This window comes from Saccharopolyspora halophila (genome assembly GCF_039531955.1).
GTDB lineage: Bacteria > Actinomycetota > Actinomycetes > Mycobacteriales > Pseudonocardiaceae > Saccharopolyspora > Saccharopolyspora halophila.
On sequence record NZ_BAAARA010000001.1, the window covers coordinates 297318 to 313855 of the forward strand.

16 protein-coding genes and 1 tRNA gene are annotated in these 16538 nt (G+C 69.3%); 11 read left to right on the forward strand and 6 right to left on the reverse strand.

Annotated elements, in window-relative coordinates; all coding sequences use genetic code 11:
- Window positions 1–135: 135 nt before the first annotated feature.
- From ABD289_RS01460 to ABD289_RS01470, 3 genes are read left to right on the forward strand one after another with little or no spacing between them, the layout of a single operon-like run.
- On the forward strand, window positions 136–1410 hold the full coding sequence (locus ABD289_RS01460) for an MFS transporter (protein WP_344125593.1): 1275 nt from the start codon (window positions 136–138) through the stop codon (window positions 1408–1410).
- A gap of 6 nt (window positions 1411–1416) precedes the next feature.
- On the forward strand, window positions 1417–2268 hold the full coding sequence (locus ABD289_RS01465; RefSeq protein WP_344125596.1) for a bifunctional methylenetetrahydrofolate dehydrogenase/methenyltetrahydrofolate cyclohydrolase: 852 nt from the start codon (window positions 1417–1419) through the stop codon (window positions 2266–2268).
- A gap of 29 nt (window positions 2269–2297) precedes the next feature.
- Complete coding sequence (locus ABD289_RS01470) at window positions 2298–2588, forward strand: DUF3017 domain-containing protein (protein WP_344125598.1); 291 nt, start codon at window positions 2298–2300, stop codon at window positions 2586–2588.
- 117 nt (window positions 2589–2705) lie between these two features.
- On the opposite strand, the gene ABD289_RS01475 is transcribed toward ABD289_RS01470, so the two are convergent.
- Entirely contained in the window at window positions 2706–3542 is an 837-nt protein-coding gene (locus ABD289_RS01475; protein ID WP_344125600.1) for a DUF4253 domain-containing protein, read from the reverse strand.
- A gap of 87 nt (window positions 3543–3629) precedes the next feature.
- Window positions 3630–4661, reverse strand: coding sequence for a medium chain dehydrogenase/reductase family protein (locus tag ABD289_RS01480; protein WP_344125602.1), 1032 nt, complete (start codon window positions 4659–4661; stop codon window positions 3630–3632).
- Between the two features lie 86 nt (window positions 4662–4747).
- Here ABD289_RS01480 and ABD289_RS01485 point away from each other — a divergent pair, with 86 nt between their 5' ends.
- Window positions 4748–5422 (forward strand): TetR/AcrR family transcriptional regulator, encoded by a 675-nt coding sequence (locus tag ABD289_RS01485; RefSeq protein ID WP_344125604.1) that lies wholly within the window; start codon window positions 4748–4750, stop codon window positions 5420–5422.
- Between the two features lie 36 nt (window positions 5423–5458).
- On the opposite strand, the gene ABD289_RS01490 is transcribed toward ABD289_RS01485, so the two are convergent.
- The 3 genes from ABD289_RS01490 to ABD289_RS01500 form a co-directional block, all read right to left on the reverse strand.
- Window positions 5459–5659, reverse strand: a complete 201-nt coding sequence (locus ABD289_RS01490; protein WP_344125606.1) for a DUF1918 domain-containing protein — start codon at window positions 5657–5659, stop codon at window positions 5459–5461.
- Between the two features lie 52 nt (window positions 5660–5711).
- Window positions 5712–6140 carry a hypothetical protein gene (locus ABD289_RS01495; RefSeq protein ID WP_344125609.1) on the reverse strand — a complete coding sequence of 143 codons (429 nt, stop codon included), beginning with the start codon at window positions 6138–6140 and terminating at the stop codon, window positions 5712–5714.
- A gap of 132 nt (window positions 6141–6272) precedes the next feature.
- Entirely contained in the window at window positions 6273–7106 is an 834-nt protein-coding gene (locus tag ABD289_RS01500) for a metal-dependent hydrolase (protein ID WP_344125611.1), read from the reverse strand.
- 215 nt (window positions 7107–7321) lie between these two features.
- Between ABD289_RS01500 and ABD289_RS01505 the strand changes: the two genes are divergently transcribed.
- Entirely contained in the window at window positions 7322–8542 is a 1221-nt protein-coding gene (locus ABD289_RS01505; RefSeq protein ID WP_344125613.1) for an NADP-dependent isocitrate dehydrogenase, read from the forward strand.
- Window positions 8543–8688: 146 nt separating this feature from the next.
- Here ABD289_RS01505 and ABD289_RS01510 read toward each other — a convergent pair whose 3' ends face one another.
- On the reverse strand, window positions 8689–10170 hold the full coding sequence (locus ABD289_RS01510; protein WP_344125616.1) for a SulP family inorganic anion transporter: 1482 nt from the start codon (window positions 10168–10170) through the stop codon (window positions 8689–8691).
- Window positions 10171–10635: 465 nt separating this feature from the next.
- Here ABD289_RS01510 and ABD289_RS01515 point away from each other — a divergent pair, with 465 nt between their 5' ends.
- The 6 genes from ABD289_RS01515 (at window position 10636) to ABD289_RS01540 (ending at window position 16480) form a co-directional block, all read left to right on the forward strand.
- Complete coding sequence (locus tag ABD289_RS01515) at window positions 10636–10947, forward strand: SH3 domain-containing protein (RefSeq protein ID WP_344125618.1); 312 nt, start codon at window positions 10636–10638, stop codon at window positions 10945–10947.
- A 132-nt stretch (window positions 10948–11079) separates the two neighbouring features.
- Window positions 11080–11151 (forward strand) — tRNA-Val (locus tag ABD289_RS01520).
- Between the two features lie 770 nt (window positions 11152–11921).
- Window positions 11922–13310 (forward strand): ice-binding family protein, encoded by a 1389-nt coding sequence (locus tag ABD289_RS01525; RefSeq protein ID WP_344125620.1) that lies wholly within the window; start codon window positions 11922–11924, stop codon window positions 13308–13310.
- A 345-nt stretch (window positions 13311–13655) separates the two neighbouring features.
- Window positions 13656–14300 carry a DUF5819 family protein gene (locus ABD289_RS01530; RefSeq protein ID WP_344125622.1) on the forward strand — a complete coding sequence of 215 codons (645 nt, stop codon included), beginning with the start codon at window positions 13656–13658 and terminating at the stop codon, window positions 14298–14300.
- Window positions 14290–15438: an HTTM domain-containing protein gene (locus ABD289_RS01535; RefSeq protein WP_344125624.1), complete on the forward strand. Its 1149-nt coding sequence runs from the start codon at window positions 14290–14292 to the stop codon at window positions 15436–15438. The genes ABD289_RS01530 and ABD289_RS01535 overlap by 11 nt, the downstream gene beginning before the upstream one ends.
- Window positions 15439–15715: 277 nt before the next feature.
- Window positions 15716–16480: an SDR family NAD(P)-dependent oxidoreductase gene (locus ABD289_RS01540; RefSeq protein WP_344125626.1), complete on the forward strand. Its 765-nt coding sequence runs from the start codon at window positions 15716–15718 to the stop codon at window positions 16478–16480.
- The last annotated feature ends 58 nt before the right edge of the window (window positions 16481–16538 follow it).

The following is a 16538-nucleotide window of genomic DNA, read 5'->3' on the forward strand; positions in this document are numbered from 1 at the left end:
ACACGATCGGCGTTGTCGCCCCAGAGCTTGCCCGCTCCGCGGACGAATGAACATCACACCACCAGGTGTATTGGATCAGTCATTGACCCCGAAATCCGTTGGCTGTATGTGGGTGCCGAACGACACAGTGATCGGGTGCTCCGCCCCTACCGGCTGCTGGCCGCCACCCCTCACGTGCCGAGCGTGCTGACCGCGTGCCTCGTTGCGCGTTTGTACCAGCCCGCGCAGATCATCGTGCTGACCTTCCTGGTGGCCAGCTGGACCGGCTCCTACGCCGCCGGGGGCGTGGCCGCGGCGAGCAAGACGATCGGGCAGGCGATCGCGAGCCCGGTGCGCGGACGGCAGATCGACCGCCGCTCGGCGCCGAAGGTGTTGATGCTCACCGGCTCGGGCGCCGCGCTCGGGTTCACCGCCATGACCGCGGTCGCGCACTGGACCGACCCGGCGTGGTGGGGCCTGATCGTGCCGGTCGCGCTGGGCACCGGTCTGATGAGCCCGCCGCTGGGCCAGGTGGGACGGGCCATGTGGCCGCGGCTGACCGAGGGGGAGGCGCGCGAGTCGGCCTACACCGTGGACGCGACGCTGCAGGAGTTGCTGTTCGTCTCCGGGCCGGTGCTGGCCGCCTTCGTCGTGGCCGGCTGGGGTCCGGAGGTCGCCATGCTCGGCTGCGCGGCGTGGGCGCTGCTGGGCACGAACGTCTTCGCGGGCGCGCTGTGGCGCGCGGGCCTTCGCGAGGGGCTGGGCGGCGTCCCGGCGTTCAAGACCGGTCCCGGACTGCGGCGGATTCCCGGGTTCGGATCGCTGCTCGGCTTCTGCTGCCTGATCGCGGGTGCGCTGATCGCCGCCGACGTGCTGCTGGTCGGCTGGGCGCGGGAGCGGAGTCAGCCCGAGCTCGCGGGGATTCTGGCCGCGGTGTGGGCCGTCGGGTCGCTGGTGGGCGGCCTGGTGGCGGGCGGTATGACCGGAAAGCCGCGCCTGGGGCGGCGATCGGTGCTGGTGGCGCTGGGCATGTGCGCGCTGGTCCCGGCGCTGCCGCCGGTGTCCGATCCGGGGTCGCCGCTGCTGGTCGGGGCGATCCTGCTGGCCGGTGGTGCCGCGATCGCACCGACCTTCGCGGCGTCCAACAGCAGGCTGGCCGACCTGACCCCGGCGCACCGGCGGGGCGAGGCGTTCGGCTGGTCGGGCACCGCGATGACGCTGGGCGGCTCGATCTCGTCGCCGCTGGTGGGCGCGATGCTGGACCTGTCCGGGCCCGCCGCGGGTGCCGCCGTGATCGCCGGGCTGGCCACGGCCGCGGCCCTGCTGGTGGCCTGGCACCTGCGCCGGACGCGGCGCGCGGTGTCCTCGCCGGTCGTGGCGGGTGAATCCGTGGACCGCCCCGCCGATGCCCCGGGCGATCTGCCACGATGAACAGCTGTGAGCGCGAAGATTCTCGACGGCAGGGCGACCAAGGACGCGATCTTCGAGGAGCTGCGACCCCGCGTCGCCAAGCTCAGCGAACAGGGCAGGGCTCCGGGGCTGGCCACGGTGCTGGTCGGTGACGACCCCGGATCGCATTCCTACGTGCGCGCCAAGCACAACGACTGCGCCAAGGTCGGCATCACCTCGATCCGCAAGGACCTCCCGGCCGACATCGGTCAGGCGGACCTGGAGGCGGTGCTCGACGAACTCAACGCCGACCCGGCCTGCACGGGCTACATCGTGCAGCTGCCGCTACCGGACCACCTCGACTCGGGCGCGCTGCTGGAGCGCATCGACCCGGCCAAGGACGCCGACGGCCTGCACCCGACGAGCCTCGGCAAGCTGGTGCTCGGCGAGGCCGGTCCGCTGCCGTGCACGCCGAACGGCATCATCGCGCTGCTGCGCCGCCACGACGTGGAGCTCAACGGCGCGCACGTCGCGGTCGTCGGCCGCGGCATCACGGTGGGCCGCCCGATGGGCCTGCTGCTGACCCGCCGCAGCGAGAACTCGACGGTGACCCTGTGCCACACCGGCACCAAGGACCTGGCCGCCGAGGTCTCCCGCGCGGACGTCGTGATCGCCGCCGCGGGCAAGCCGGGCCTGATCACCGCGGACATGATCAAGCCTGGCGCCGCGGTGCTGGACGTCGGCGTGACTCGCACCGACGACGGCCTGTCCGGCGACGTGCACCCGGACGTCGCCGAGGTCGCGGGCTTCATCTCGCCGAACCCCGGTGGTGTCGGCCCGATGACGCGCGCGATGTTGCTGAGCAACGTCGTCGAGGCGGCCGAGCGCGAATCGGCCTGAACCGGATCGCGGCTGACGGGAGGAACGCGGTGAGCGAGCGGTTTCCGGACAGGTACCGCCTGTCCGTCCACGTGCCGTTCGCCCTGGTCGGGGCGATCGGCCTGATCGGTTTCCTGCTGGTGGCCATGCAGCACTGGCGCCGGGGAACGGTCGTCCTCGGGCTCGCGCTGCTGCTCGCCGCCGTGTTCCGCGCCCTCGTTCCCGAGGAGCGCACCGGTCTGCTCAACATCCGCAGCCGAGCGGTGGACATCCTGCTCTACGGCGGTTTCGGCGTGGTCATCATCTCCATCGCCATGACCATCCGAGGCCTGTTCGGCTAGCTTCCACCGCTTCGAGGGGCTGCTTCGCCCGGAGCGGGTGCTGAGCGGATCCGCAGCATCCCGGAAGCGGCCCTGCCCGCGGGATTTTCACGCGCGGTCGGCGAGCGGACCGGGTGCTCAGTCCCACCAGAACGACCAGGTGCGGCGCCCCCGGATCTCCTGCGCGTAGGCCGAGATCGAGCCGGTCTCCTGCAGGATCCGGTCCGGGCAGAAGGTCCAGTGCTCGGCGGCGACGGCCTTGGCGTGGTCGAGGTTCTGCGGGGGCGCCGCGACGCTGAGGTCCAGGCGGTCCGGGCCGAGCCGCAGGATGCGGGCGCCGAAGCGCTCCTCCCAGCTGCGGATCATGGCGGAAAGCCCTGCGGTGCGCGAGACGTGGTTGGCCGCGCCGGACCAGCCGAGCACCGTGAGCACGTCCGCGCCGCGCTGGACCGGGACCAGGGACAGCCGGGTGTCCTCGTCGACGAACTTCGGGAGCTGCTGGTTGGCCAGCACGTCCGGGTCCGCCAGCAGCGCGCCGGCGTGGGTCGGTCCGGGGCAGGTGTAGTCGAACGGCGCGAGCACCTCGAGGTCGTAGGCCGGTCCGAGGTCGTCGTCGGCCTGCACCAGGCCGTCCCAGATCCGCTGCATCACGTCGAACACCCGCCAGCGGTCGATGTGGTCCAGCGGTTCGGGAGGCACCACGCCGACGGTGCACCGCTCGCCGTAGGTCTCGTCGCTGTCGCACAGCAGCAGCGGCCACAGACCGCTGCGCCGGTGGCCGCCGCGCAGCGCGGCGACCAGCCGCGGCTCCGGAGCTTCGTGACTGATCCAGCACAGCGGTGCCGGGTCGCCGGTGAGCGCCGTCTGCTCGGTGAGGACCTCGCCGGGCGGCAACTCCACGGGCAGCCCGGAACCAACGCCGAACACGGCGGAAAGATCGGCCGGTGCCCCCGCGTCCCGGTCGTCTTGCAACACTTCACCGCCTCCTAGCCGCGATACCCCATCGCGACACACCTTAAGGACGTGACGCGCCCACCGGGAGCCCGGGCTGGTGCAAACCGGCTAACACTTCGGCCCTCCCGCGGGGTGAGATCCGGGCAGCAGCACGATACGGCCGGTCTTCTCCCCGGAGAGGTGCAGGTCCAGTGCCCGTTCGGCCTCCTCCAGGCCGAGCCGTTCGGCGATCAGCGGGCGCAGCTGCCCAGCGGTGACCATCCGGAAGAGCTCGGCCAGATCCGCGCGGAAACGCGCGTCGCCGCGCACGTAGTAGGTCCGCGCGCGCCGCCCGCCGGTGCGGCCGAGCAGTCTCGCCAGCTCCCACCGCGCCAGCAGGCCGACGATGCCCACGTACGGCCGCCACCACGGTCCGGATTCGTGCAGGGTCGCGGAACTGCCGTAGCTGAGCAGCGCGCCACCCGGTGCGAGCAGCCGCCACGAGGTGCGCATGCTCGCGGCTCCGAGCGGGTCGAACACGGCGTCCACCCCACCCGGGGCGAGCTCGGCCACGCGCGCCGCGACGTCCTCGGTGCGGTGGTCGATCAGCTCGGCGCCGAGGTGGGCGAGATCCGCGTGCCTGCGCGCGGAGGCCGTTCCGATCACCCGGACTCCCTCGGCGGCGGCGAGCTGCATCAGCAGCGTTCCGATCCCGCCGCCCGCGCCGAGGACCAGCGCCGTCCGCCCGCTCCGGATCCCCGAGGCGCGCAGCAGCTGGCGCGCGGTGACCCCGTTGACCACCAGCGAGACCGCCACCGCCGGGTCGATCTCCGCGGGCACCTCGACAAGGTCGCGGTCGCGGACCTCGACGTGCTCGGCCCACGCGCCGGTGCGCGACATAGCCGCGACTCGCTGCCCGACCCGCCAGGAGGACTCGGAGCCCACCGCGACGATCTCGCCCACCAGGTCGTATCCCGGGACGAACGGGAAGGCGGGCTGGGCGGGGTAGCGCCCGCGCCGCATCTGCACCTCGGCGAAGGCCACGCCGGTCGCCTCGGTGCGGACCAGCACGCCGTGCGGTCCCGGTGCGGGTGGTGCGGCCTGCCGGATCTCGATCTCGTCGAGCCCGGTGAGCACGACCTCGGTGCCGGTGATCGTCATGACAACCCCTCGTGAGAAGTGAGAACGAAAGTAATAAGCTCTAACCACAATATGAGCCTGTTACCGTGATGCGTCAAGGAGGGCAGATGTCAGATGCGCCGCGCAGCCCGCGCGAACGGTTCCGGGAGCAGACCCGCAACGAGGCCAAGCAGGTCGCGATGGAGCAGCTGGCCGAGTCCGGGGCCGCCGGCATCTCGGTCAACGCGATCGCCAAGAGGATGGGTGTTACCGGACCCGCGCTCTACCGCTACTTCGCCAATCGCGACGCGCTGCTGACCGAGCTGGTCACCGACGGCTATCGCGATCTGGCCGAGACGCTGGAAGGGCTGGCCCACGAGCATCGCGGGGAGCCGCCGGAGGTCAGGTTCCGCGAGGTGGCGGCGGGCTTCCGGGCCTGGGCGCTGCGGGCGCCGCAGTGGTTCCTGCTGCTGTTCGGCACGCCGGTTCCGGGCTTTCGCGCTCCGGAGGGGACCGTCGAGTTCGCCGACCGCGCGTTCCGGCCGGTCCTGGAAGTCCTGGCCGAGACCGAGCCGCCCCCGGCCTCGGCCGCCGACGCGCTCGACGGGCAGCTGCTGGCCTGGCGCGACCGCAGGGGCGGGCTCGCGCAGCCCGCGCCAGCGCTGCAGAAGGCGATCCGCGCTTGGGCGCGAATGCACGGCATGATCAGCCTGGAGATCACCGGTCAGTTCGCCGGGATGGAGGTGGACCCGGAGCCGCTCTACCGGGCGGAGGTGGAATCGATCCTCACCGGGTCCTGGTGAGCCGCTCGGCGGCGGGCCGCCGAGCGGCCGCCGGGATCAGTCCCCCTGGCGCGGCGCCGGTGGCTCGATCACGCAGTCGCTGCCGGGGAACACCAGTCCTTCGTGGCCGTCGTTGTAGCGGACCTTGTACGGCGGTTCGCCATCGGCCCCGAGGACCTCCACGATCTCGCCGAACTTCTCCGCCTCGTCGATGTGCCTGCTGTGCACGTGCAGGCGATCTCCCACGGTTGCTCGCATCGCGCATCACCTCCGCGCCCAGGTTAGGTGACGCGCGACACAGCGCGCAGGCTCAGCCCGCTTGCTCCGAGCAGGTCGTGGTGACCGCCTGGTACTTCTCCAGCTGCCCGGAGACCCAGTCGTCGCTGGCCTCGATGTCGATCTTGCCATCGGCGACCTGCTGCACCGAGCGCTGCACCTCGACCAGGTCCTGCTTGAGCGTCTCGTCCTTCGTGCGCTCGGCGAGCTGCTGCAGTTCCCGGACCTTCGCCTGGGCGTCCCGTTGCGCCTTCTGCGGGTCCGCGAAGTTCGGCACGAAGTTGGCCGTGTTGATCGCTTCCAGGCAGGCCTGGGCGTGCGCCAGGTTCCGCTGCCCGTCCTGGATCTGGTGGTTGGCGCCCTCGAGCCCTTGCTTGGCCTCCTGGAGTTCGCCGCACGCGGAGAGCCCGGCCAGCATGGGCGCTGCCAGGGCCGCAGCCACGATCCGCTTTCGAGCTCGCATCTTCCCTCCGAGGGCCTCGTACGACGCCGCGTTGGTGTCGCAACTGCACCTTATCGGGTGGACCGGAGGCTTATACCGTTTGTCTCCTTTTAGCTACCAACGGTCTAAACCCTAGGCCAGTCGGACGTATCGTCACGGGCCGTTCTCGATCCATGACATCACAGCCGGTGGGAGGTCCATTCCGGCGAGCCAAGGTGCGGCTCCGATCCGGTACAGCACCACCGCGCTCAGGCACACCGCCGCCAGCGTCAGCCCCGGTCCGATGATCGCCATCTCGACGGTTCCGCCGGTGGTCATGCGCAGCGCCTTCGGCGGGGCGACCGGGTACCAGGTCTTGCCGCCCAGCGGCACCGGCCACAACATCGGGCAGCCCTGCTCGGTGATCGCGTCGCCGAGGAAGTGCGCGACGCAGCCGATCATTACGGCCATGCCGAACGCGGCGGCTTGGGTGGGCTGGTTCCCGGTCCAGGCCCAGCAGGCCACGGTGAGCAGCAGCGAGGCCCCCGCGATCAGCAGCGCGTCGGACTTGGCGCTCCAGGTGTGCACCAGACCGCGCACGGCCAGGCCCGCGAAGAAGAACATCAGCACGCCGAGCGCGCCGCCCTGGCTGCTCTGCACGATCGCGGTGGTGACGATCCCGGCGAGCACGGCGAAGACCACGGTGTGCGTGAAGCCGCGGTGGGTGCCCTCCCGGTCGCTGTCGCGCTTGGTTCGGGTCAGCCGGTAGACGAAGCCGCTGAACCCGGACATGGCGGCGGAGAAACCCCTGGAGATGGCGCCGAAGGTGGCCGCGACGGTCGACTTCGGGTGATCGATGTCCGGGAGCAGCGCGGCTCCGGATGCGAGCGTGGCCCCAACGAGCCAGGTTTTCGGGGATAATTGCCCTATCGCGTGCGTGTCGGCCAGGGCGGTAACTGCGGCCCAAGCGGCCAGCCCGCTCATCGCGTGCGTCGGTCCGGTTGCCATCTCACTCCTGGGTCGCCCGCCGCAGCATGTGCTCGACGAGATCATCGTTCTGCTGTTCGAGCGTAGAAGAAGATCACGAGAGGTGTCGCATTCGCCGAAAGTGGCGTATCGCGCGCCGGCGGCTCTGGTGGTGGGCGACGGGGGCAAGGCACAATCGAATCAGATAGCAGTACGCTTGTACCGCTTGCATTCTCGTGAGAGGAGCACCCCGCCACATGAGCAAGATCAAGGTCCAGGGCACGGTCGCCGAACTCGACGGCGACGAGATGACCCGGATCATCTGGTCCTTCATCAAGGACAAGCTGATCCACCCCTACCTGGACATCAACCTCGACTACTACGACCTGGGCGTCGAGCACCGGGACGCCACCGACGACCAGGTAACCGTCGACGCGGCCAACGCGATCGCCAAGCACGGGGTGGGCGTCAAGTGCGCCACCATCACCCCGGACGAGGCCCGCGTGGACGAGTTCGGCCTGAAGAAGATGTGGCGGAGCCCGAACGGCACCATCCGCAACATCCTCGGCGGCGTCATCTTCCGCGAGCCGATCGTGATCTCGAACATCCCGCGGTACGTGCCGACCTGGAACCAGCCGATCATCATCGGCAGGCACGCCCACGGCGACCAGTACAAGGCCAGCGACTTCAAGGTGCCGGGACCGGGCACGGTCACCATCACCTACACCCCGGAAGACGGCTCCCAGCCGATCGAGATGGAGGTGGCGAAGTTCGGCGAGGACGGCGGCGTGGCCATGGCCATGTACAACTTCCGCAAGTCCATCGAGGAGTTCGCGCACGCCTCGTTCCGGTACGGCCTGGACCGCGGCTTCCCGGTCTACATGTCGACCAAGAACACGATCCTGAAGTCCTACGACGGCATGTTCAAGGACGTGTTCGAGGAGATCTACGAGAACGAGTACAAGGAGCAGTTCGAGGCCAAGGGCCTGACCTACGAGCACCGGCTGATCGACGACATGGTCGCCACCGCTCTGAAGTGGGAGGGCGGCTACGTCTGGGCCTGCAAGAACTACGACGGCGACGTGCAGTCCGACACGGTCGCGCAGGGCTTCGGCTCGCTGGGTCTGATGACCTCGGTGCTGATGACCGCCAACGGCACGGTCGAGGCCGAGGCCGCGCACGGCACGGTCACCCGGCACTACCGCCAGCACCAGCAGGGCAAGCCCACCTCGACCAACCCGATCGCGTCGATCTTCGCCTGGACGCGCGGCCTGGCGGCCCGCGGCCGGATGGACTCGACCCCGGAGGTCAGCGGTTTCGCCGAGACCCTGGAGAAGGTCGTCATCGAGACCGTCGAGAGCGGCAAGATGACCAAGGACCTGGCGCTGCTGGTCGGTGGCGACCAGGGCTTCCAGACCACCGAGGAATTCCTCGCCAGCCTGGACGAGAACCTGCAGAAGAAGATGGCCGAGCGCTGACCTTCTGCTGAGCACCGCAAAGCGCCGCCCCCGCGAGCACGGGGAGCGGCGCTTTTGCGTTCGCGGGAGGACCCGCGGATCTGCCTGGCCGGGTCGTTCCCGGCCGTGCGGCGCCCCCGCGCTGAGCGCGCAGGGGCGCCGCGGGGTCAGTGGACCTCGGAGAGGGTTCCGCTCAGCCGGTTGTGCAGGATCGCGCTGTCCTGGTTGAGGCCGATGACCTCCACCTCGGTGCCCTGGGCGGCGTACTTGCTCTTGATCGCGTCCAGCGTGGCCACCGTGTGCGCGTCCCAGATGTGCGCGTCGGTGAGGTCGATGTAGACGTAGCGCGGATCGCCCGCGTAGTCGAAGCGGTCGACCAGCTCGTTGCTGGAGGCGAAGAACAGCGAGCCGGTGACCGCGTAGACCACGTGCTCGCCGTCCGGGTCGGTCACCGAGGTGACCACCACCGACTTCGCCACCCGCCGGGCGAAGATGAGGCTCGCCGCGATGATGCCGACCGGCACGCCGATGGCCAGGTTGTCGGTGGCGACCACCACGGCCACGGTCAGCGCCATCACGATGATCTCGCCGGCGGGCAGCCGCTTGAGGGTCGTCGGCTTGACGCTGTTCCAGTCGAAGGTCCAGAAGGCGACCAGGACCATCACCGCGACCAGCGCGGCCATCGGGATCTGCGAGAACCAGGGCCCCAGCGCGATGCACATCAGCATGAGGAACACGCCGGACAGGAAGGTCGACAACCGCGAGCGGGCGCCGGAGACCTTCACGTTGATCATGGTCTGGCCGATCATCGCGCAGCCGCCCATGCCGCCGAAGAGGCCGGTGACCACGTTGGCGATGCCCTGGCCGACGGACTCGCGGCTCTTGTTCGACCGGGTGTCGGTGATGTCGTCGACGAGCTTGGCGGTCAGCAGCGACTCCATCAGCCCGACGATCGCGAACGCGAGCGCGTAGGGCGTGATCAGCGCCAGCGACTCGGGGCTCAGCGGCACGTCCGGCAGGCCCGGGGACGGCAGCGAGGCCGGCAGCTCGCCCCGGTCGCCCACGGTGGGCACCGCGATGCCCGCGGCGATGGTCACCGCGGTCAGCGCGACGATCGCCACCAGCGGGGCCGGGATGATCCTGCTGACCTTCGGGAACAGCACCATGATCAGCAGGCCCACCGCGAACAGCGGGTAGACCTGCCACGGCACGTCGACGAGATCGGGCACCTGGCTGAGGAAGATGATGATCGCGAGTCCGTTGACGAACCCGACCATCACGCTGCGCGGGATGAACCGCATCAGCCGCGCCACTCCCAGCGAGCCCAGCACGACCTGGAAGAGCCCGCCCAGGATGACCGCGGCGATCAGGTAACCGAGACCGTGCTCCCTGGCCAGCGGGGCCAGGACCAGCGCGACGGCACCGGTCGCCCCGGAGATCATCGCGGGCCTGCCGCCGACCACCGAGATCACCACCGCCATGGTGAACGAGGCGAACAGACCCACCGCGGGGTCTAGCCCCGCGATGATGGAGAACGAGATGGCCGAGGGGACCAGTGCGAACGCGACGACGAGCCCGGCGAGGATCTCGGTGCGCGCGACCTTCGGCGACAGCCACGCCGGACGCGTGAAAGCTGGGGACTTCGGCACTTGCACCACCTGGACATGCTCGGGCGCCGCCGGGCAGCACGGGATGACGCCGCGCGGCGCGATTTTCTGCGTAAGGGGGGACGGCGGCGAGTGCCGCCTGGAAGACGGATCGACGACGGTAACGGGTGCCCGGCCGGGCTGGCGGCCCGGGGGCTGTCGAACAGTGCCCCGGGAGATTAGATGACGCTCCCGGGCCCACGCTCTCCCCCAACGGTGCGATTTAAGCCACCGCCGGGCGGTCCCGCTCCGCGCGGTTCCGCCGGTGCCCAACGCCCCGCGCGGCCGTCGAAATTTCCGCGCGCGAGAAGAAATGCGCGCCGTGTCGTGGTGATTACCGCGCGCACAGGAGTCGGCCGGGCGACCCTCGGGGAACTGAAGTCCGCTCCCGAGCGTGTGGTGCGCCTTTCTCGTCCGGAGCGCGGCGGTTATAGCTGGGGACGACGTTCCTGACCAGGAGGTTCGCCGTTGCTTCCCGTTCCGCTTCCCCGTCCCGTGCTGCTCGCGGGCGCCGGCCTCATCGGCGCCGTCTACCTGATCGGCGGCGATCAGGAGGGCAGCGGCTCCGCGGAGCCGAAGTGCTCGTTCGAAGTCACCGCCGACGTCCTCAACGTCCGCTCCGGCCCCGGCGAGGGCGCCGCCAGGGTCGGCAGCCTGCAGCACCGGGACGAGATCGAGGCCACGCCCAACGTCGTCGACGGATTCCGCGAGCTGGAGGAGGGGCGCTGGGCCGCCACCGAGTTCCTCGCCCAGGCCCCGGGTGGCAGCTGCGCGCCCTAGGGAACGGCTTGTGCGGCGAAGCGAGTCCGGCTCGCAGCTGACCCGGCGTCCCCTCCAGCGCGCCCCAGGGCCCTTGCGAAGGGACGGAAACCCGTTCGCTAGACTGATCGCAGCAACGCGGGAAACCGCGAAGCGCGATTAGCTCAGTGGGAGAGCGCTACCTTGACACGGTAGAGGTCGCTGGTTCAATCCCAGCATCGCGCACCCATCCCCTCGCAGGTCGATCACCCTGCCGATGTTCATCGTCGGCAGGGTTTTTCGCGCGGTGGGAGGGTCTGCGGCGAGTCGATCGCAACTCCTGCCCAGGCGGTGCTCGTTCCGCTGAATGCCGGTCGTCGTGGCGATGGCCCGGTCGTGCGCGCTTCTGCGATCGCGGTACGACTATCTCCGCCGGATCGCTGCCGCAGCGCGCTCGTCCCGGCGGTTGCCTCGGAGCTGGCCGGTCGGTCGAGGTGAGCAGCGCAGGAGACTGGCTGCCAGTGCGTGACGAGCTCCGGGATCGGATGGCGACCTCGGACATCGAACTCGCTTTCCGGGATACCCAGCCGATCACCGCGTGAATTCTATTCGCAATTTCTCGGCCCGCCAGGAACTGCGAGCGCCGCCGATGCGATGATCTGCACGACGTGACGTCGATTGCCTGGCACGATTTCCGCGACCGATCCGGACGATGCCGAAGGTCAGTTCAATCTAGCGAGTGAACAGAATCCTCGCGAAGAGGATAGACGTGATTCTCATTCAAATCGAACTCTCACTCGAATGGATCATGTACCAGCGCCTTCCCAGGCTCGATGCTCTCCACGGGTCTAGCCTGATCGACAGTCCTTTTCTCGAGAGGGCCGCGGAACTGGCCATCAAGGACTGCGGTCCCGTCCGCGGGTAAGGGCTGGTGATTCGGCGCGTGCGAAGCGCCAAAGCAACTCGAGGATGAACAGAAGAATCCGCTTTCCTTCGCCGGAGGAGTTAGGTCCGCGATGACACCGACCGTCTCTGGTGCGCCGCGCTGGCGCACAATTTCCGTCTCAATGGTCCTCGCGGTGTTGCTCGTCGCCGCCGCAGTGGTGCTGACGTCGACACGAGCAAATGCCATTGCAACAGCCGTTCCTCTCGGCACGGCAGACAGCTTCGCGGTTCTGGGCGGCCAGTCCGTGACCAATACCGGTCCCTCGGTGGTTACCGGAGATCTAGGCGTGAGCCCTGGGACATCCGTCACCGGGTTTCCGCCCGGCACCGTGAACGGGGCCATCCACTCCGCAGATGCCGTCGCTCTCCAGGCCCAGACCGACCTGACAACGGCGTACAACGATGCCGCTGGCCAAGCCCCGGATGAAAGCCTTCCCCCAGATGCCGGTGGTCTGACGTTGGCCCCGGGCGTTTACAACGCGTCCTCCAGCCTGGGGCTCACGGGCACTCTCACCTTGGACGCTGGTGGCGACCCCAACGCCGTTTGGGTGATCCAGGTCGGATCAGGTTTGACGACGGCATCCGCGAGCAGCGTGTCGCTCATCAACGGCGCGCAGCCGTGCAACGTCTTCTGGCAGGTCGGAAGTTCCGCAACGCTGGGCACGGACACCGACTTCGTGGGCAACATCCTGGCCTTGACATCGATTTCCGCGGACACGGGGGCGAACATCGATGGCCGAGCCCTCGCGCGGAACGGCTCCGTGACGATGGACACCAACACGATCACCCGGTCCTCGTGTGCCGATGACACCAACGGAGGGACGACGACCGGGGACACGACTGGAGATACGACCGGGGACACGACCGGAGATACGACCGGGGACACGACCGGAGATACGACCGGGGACACGACCGGGGACACGACCGGGGACACGACCGGGGACACGACCGGGGACACGACCGGGGACACGACCGGGGACACGACCGGGGACACGACCGGGGACACGACCGGGGACACGACCGGGGACACGACCGGGGACACGACCGGGGACACGACCGGGGACACGACCGGGGACACGACCGGGGACACGACCGGGGACACGACCGGGGACACGACCGGGGACACGACCGGGGACACGACCGGGGACACGACCGGGGACACGACCGGGGACACGACCGGGGACACGACCGGGGACACGACCGGGGACACGACCGGGGACACGACCGGGGACACGACCGGGGACACGACCGGGGACACGACCGGGGACACGACCGGGGACACGACCGGAGACACGACCGGGGACACGACTGGAGATACGACCGGGGACACGACCGGCGGCGACACAGGCGGTGGTGCTCCGCGGCCTCCGCACGAACCCGTGCCCGCACCGCCGGGCGCGAAGCCGGAAGAGGCTCCCAAGCCGACGCCCGTTCCGGGGCACCTCCCGGTGACTCACTGACCCACGAAGAAGACGGGTCGTTGCTTGATGGCACCCGCTAAGTCGTTCCGGCCCCGGGGTAGTTGCCGGGACGAGCGCCTCCGCGGCGCGCGGCGGATCATCACCGCCGCGCGCCGCGGAGGCCGAACGCCGAGGAAGGCGCCACTCGCAACCGGGGTCCACCCATGCCTCCACAGCGGCACAGCACTCCCCGGCGTGGGCGCCGCGGCGCTCGGAAGCGGATACGAAGCTCGGGAGAAGCAGATGAGGGAAAGGCCGGTCGGCCGCGTGCTCGGTGGTAGCGAGTCAGTGGATGTGAAGGAACCTGGTGAGGGACCGGTTGATGGAGTGCGCACAACCGGCGCCGTGCAGGATCTGGATGAGACCGCACCTTCGGCGCCTCGAGGGCTTCCACGCCTGTTGGGGGCGGCAACGGGCGTCGCAGTTGCCCTGTGCCTGGCGATTGCAGTTGTCCACGTACTTCTCGTATTCCTGCACGTGGCTCCCTCGAACACGATTTCGCAGCGCTATCGCGCGGAGGTCGATGCCTGGATCTACCCGTACTTCGAACAGAACTGGCGGCTCTTCGCTCCGGATCCGCAATCAGCCGCTCGGCAGATCTCAGCGCGGACCATGCATTCCCCTCCCGGCGGTGCCCCTCAGGTCAGCGACTGGTTCGACCTGACCGCCGTCGACACCGCCGCAGTGCAGCACAACCCTTTTCCGAGCCACACGAACCAGAACATGCTGCGCCGGGCCTGGGACTCCTATCTCGAACAGCACGGCAGCAGCGATCAGTCGCGCTCGGAGCGGGCTCTGATGATGCAGAAGTACCTGCGCAACATAGCGGTGGACCGGATCGCCGCACATCGGCCCGGCACCTTCGAGGCCATCCAGTTGCGGGTCATCACGCGACCGATCGCGCGGCCCGGCGCAGCGGACCGTTCGCAGCCGGCTCCGGCCGACACCAGGTATCTGCCCTGGTGGAAGGTGGGGCCCAATGGCGACTGAGACGACACCAGTCGCGGGATCATCACCGCGTCCTGCGGCCGTGGGAGCTGAAAACCCATTTCCGCGCCGAGTTTTCGAGCGCTTGGATGCCTTCTGCGCTCGTCTGGTGGAGCAAGCGGTATCCCCCCACGCGGCGGCAGTGCTGCGCATCGGGTACGGACTGCTCTACCTCGTGTTCCTGCTGAGGGAGTTGCCCCACCGAAACGAAATCTGGGGCCCTGGTTCACCCTGGACGCCTGCTCTGGCAACGCAGCTGTCCGAACAGACCGGCTGGCTCAGCATCCTCACGCTGTCCGATGGCCGGGCGTACTTCGAGAGCTGCTACGCGCTGGCCCTCCTCGCGTCCGCGCTCTTCACGCTCGGCTGGCGGACCAGGGCGGTGTCCGTCCTGTTCGCGGTGGTGGTGATCTCGTTCCACGGGAGGGCCATCTTCATGACGGACGGAGCGGACAACCTGATCCGCCTCATGGCGATATACCTCTGCTTCACCGCGTGCGGTCGATGCTGGTCCCTCGATGCGCGCAGGACTCGACTCCGGGCTTCCAGGTACGAGGCCGCGCGTCTCCCGGGTAGACCGGAGGGCCACCTCTGGCGCCACCTCGTGTCGGCCCGCCGGCAACTGAGCACGGTGGTGCACAATTGCGCGATGTTCGTCATCGTGGCCCAGATCTGCATCGTCTACGGAGCTGCGGGGCTGTACAAGATCCAGGGCAGCTCGTGGCAGGACGGGACCGCACTCCACTACGTGTTGAACCTCAGCCCGTTCCAGCCCTGGCCCGCGCTGTCACAACTGATGGACAGCCAACCGATGATGCTCGCCATCGCGAGCTACCTGAGCGCGTTGCTGCAGGTGGCCTTCCCGTTCGTCCTGTTCAGCAGGATCAAGTACATCGTCTTGACCATGCTGCTCGGCATGCACCTCGGCATCGCGATTCTCCTGGGGCTCCCGCTCTTCTCCGGCGCCATGATCGTCGCGGATGCCATGTTCATCCCGCGCCGCTTCTACCGGTACCTGGGGCAGGCATGGCGGCGCGCCTTCCGGCGGACGGTGAGCGCCCCCGTGGCGGAGGCCTCTTCCCCGGCTGAAGCTGCGGTCGTCCCGCCACGGGCCAGATCGGCTGTTGACCCCGGTCGGTAGTCGCCGCGGGGCATCAGCCGGGGAGCGCGCGGCCGAACTGGGCGAACGGAGCTGGGCGGGCCGTTGTGGAGCTACCCGGGCACGGTAGAGAGCACTGGTTCGATCCCAGCATCGCGCACCGGAATCGCAGTTCAAACCCCCTTCGGCCGACCGGCCGGAGGGGGTTTTCTGCGTTCGCCCAGTTGCTGCCGGACAGTCCGGGGTGTCGTCCCCGATGGACGGGAGGGCTTGCTCGCGTAGAGTTAAGTCAACTGACTTATCTACTTGGGAGGGCGTTGTGACCGAGTGGCAGGAGCGGATCGTGGACGGGCGATTCGACGGCCGGACCGTGGTGGTGACCGGGGCCGCCTCGGGCATCGGGCGGGCGACCGCCTCGCGGATCGCGCGCGAAGGCGGGCGGGTGATCGCCGCCGACGTCGTCGAGCGACCGCTGCAGGAGCTGGCGGACGAGGTGCCGGGCGTGCAGACCGTGGTCGGCGACATCTCCGACGAGGACGACGTGGCGCGGATCGTGGAGCTCGCGGGCGAGCGCATCGACGGGCTGGCCAACGTCGCCGGGGTGATGGACGACTTCAGCCCGGTGCACGAGATCTCCGACGAGCTGTGGGACCGGCTGTTCCGGATCAACGTCGACGGGACGATGCGGCTGACCCGGGCGGTGGTTCCGGCCATGCTGGCCGCCGGCAGCGGCGCGATCGTCAACGTCGCCTCCGAGTCGGCGTTGCGCGGGAACGCCGCCGGCGTTGCCTACACCGCCTCCAAGCACGCGGTGGTGGGCATCACCCGCAACACTGCGTTCATGTACGGCGACAAGGGGATTCGGGTCAACGCCGTGGCGCCGGGCGGGGTGGCGACCGGGATCCAGATGCCCGAGAGCACCTCCGAGTTCGGGCTCGGGCGGCTCGGCGCCTTCCTGAGCGCGATCCCGCCGGTGTCCACCGCGCAGATGCAGGCGGCCACGATCGCCTTCCTGCTCAGCGATGACGGCGTGAACATCAACGGCGTCATCGCGCCCACCGACGGCGGCTGGTCGGTGCAGTGACCGCCCGCGGTGTTGCCGAGTTGTTCCTCGCGGAGCGTTCCACCGCTCAAGATCAACG

What these genes read in the sequence shown, in the direction of transcription:
- ABD289_RS01495 (WP_344125609.1), bottom strand. Translation starts at nt 6,140, where the DNA reads ATGCGAGCTCGAAAGCGGATCGTGGCTGCGGCCCTGGCAGCGCCCATG.
- ABD289_RS01525 (WP_344125620.1), top strand. Translation starts at nt 11,922, where the DNA reads ATGACACCGACCGTCTCTGGTGCGCCGCGCTGGCGCACAATTTCCGTC.
- ABD289_RS01505 (WP_344125613.1), top strand. Translation starts at nt 7,322, where the DNA reads ATGAGCAAGATCAAGGTCCAGGGCACGGTCGCCGAACTCGACGGCGAC.
- ABD289_RS01535 (WP_344125624.1), top strand. Translation starts at nt 14,290, where the DNA reads ATGGCGACTGAGACGACACCAGTCGCGGGATCATCACCGCGTCCTGCG.
- ABD289_RS01485 (WP_344125604.1), top strand. Translation starts at nt 4,748, where the DNA reads ATGTCAGATGCGCCGCGCAGCCCGCGCGAACGGTTCCGGGAGCAGACC.
- ABD289_RS01490 (WP_344125606.1), bottom strand. Translation starts at nt 5,659, where the DNA reads ATGCGAGCAACCGTGGGAGATCGCCTGCACGTGCACAGCAGGCACATC.
- ABD289_RS01500 (WP_344125611.1), bottom strand. Translation starts at nt 7,106, where the DNA reads ATGGCAACCGGACCGACGCACGCGATGAGCGGGCTGGCCGCTTGGGCC.
- ABD289_RS01480 (WP_344125602.1), bottom strand. Translation starts at nt 4,661, where the DNA reads ATGACGATCACCGGCACCGAGGTCGTGCTCACCGGGCTCGACGAGATC.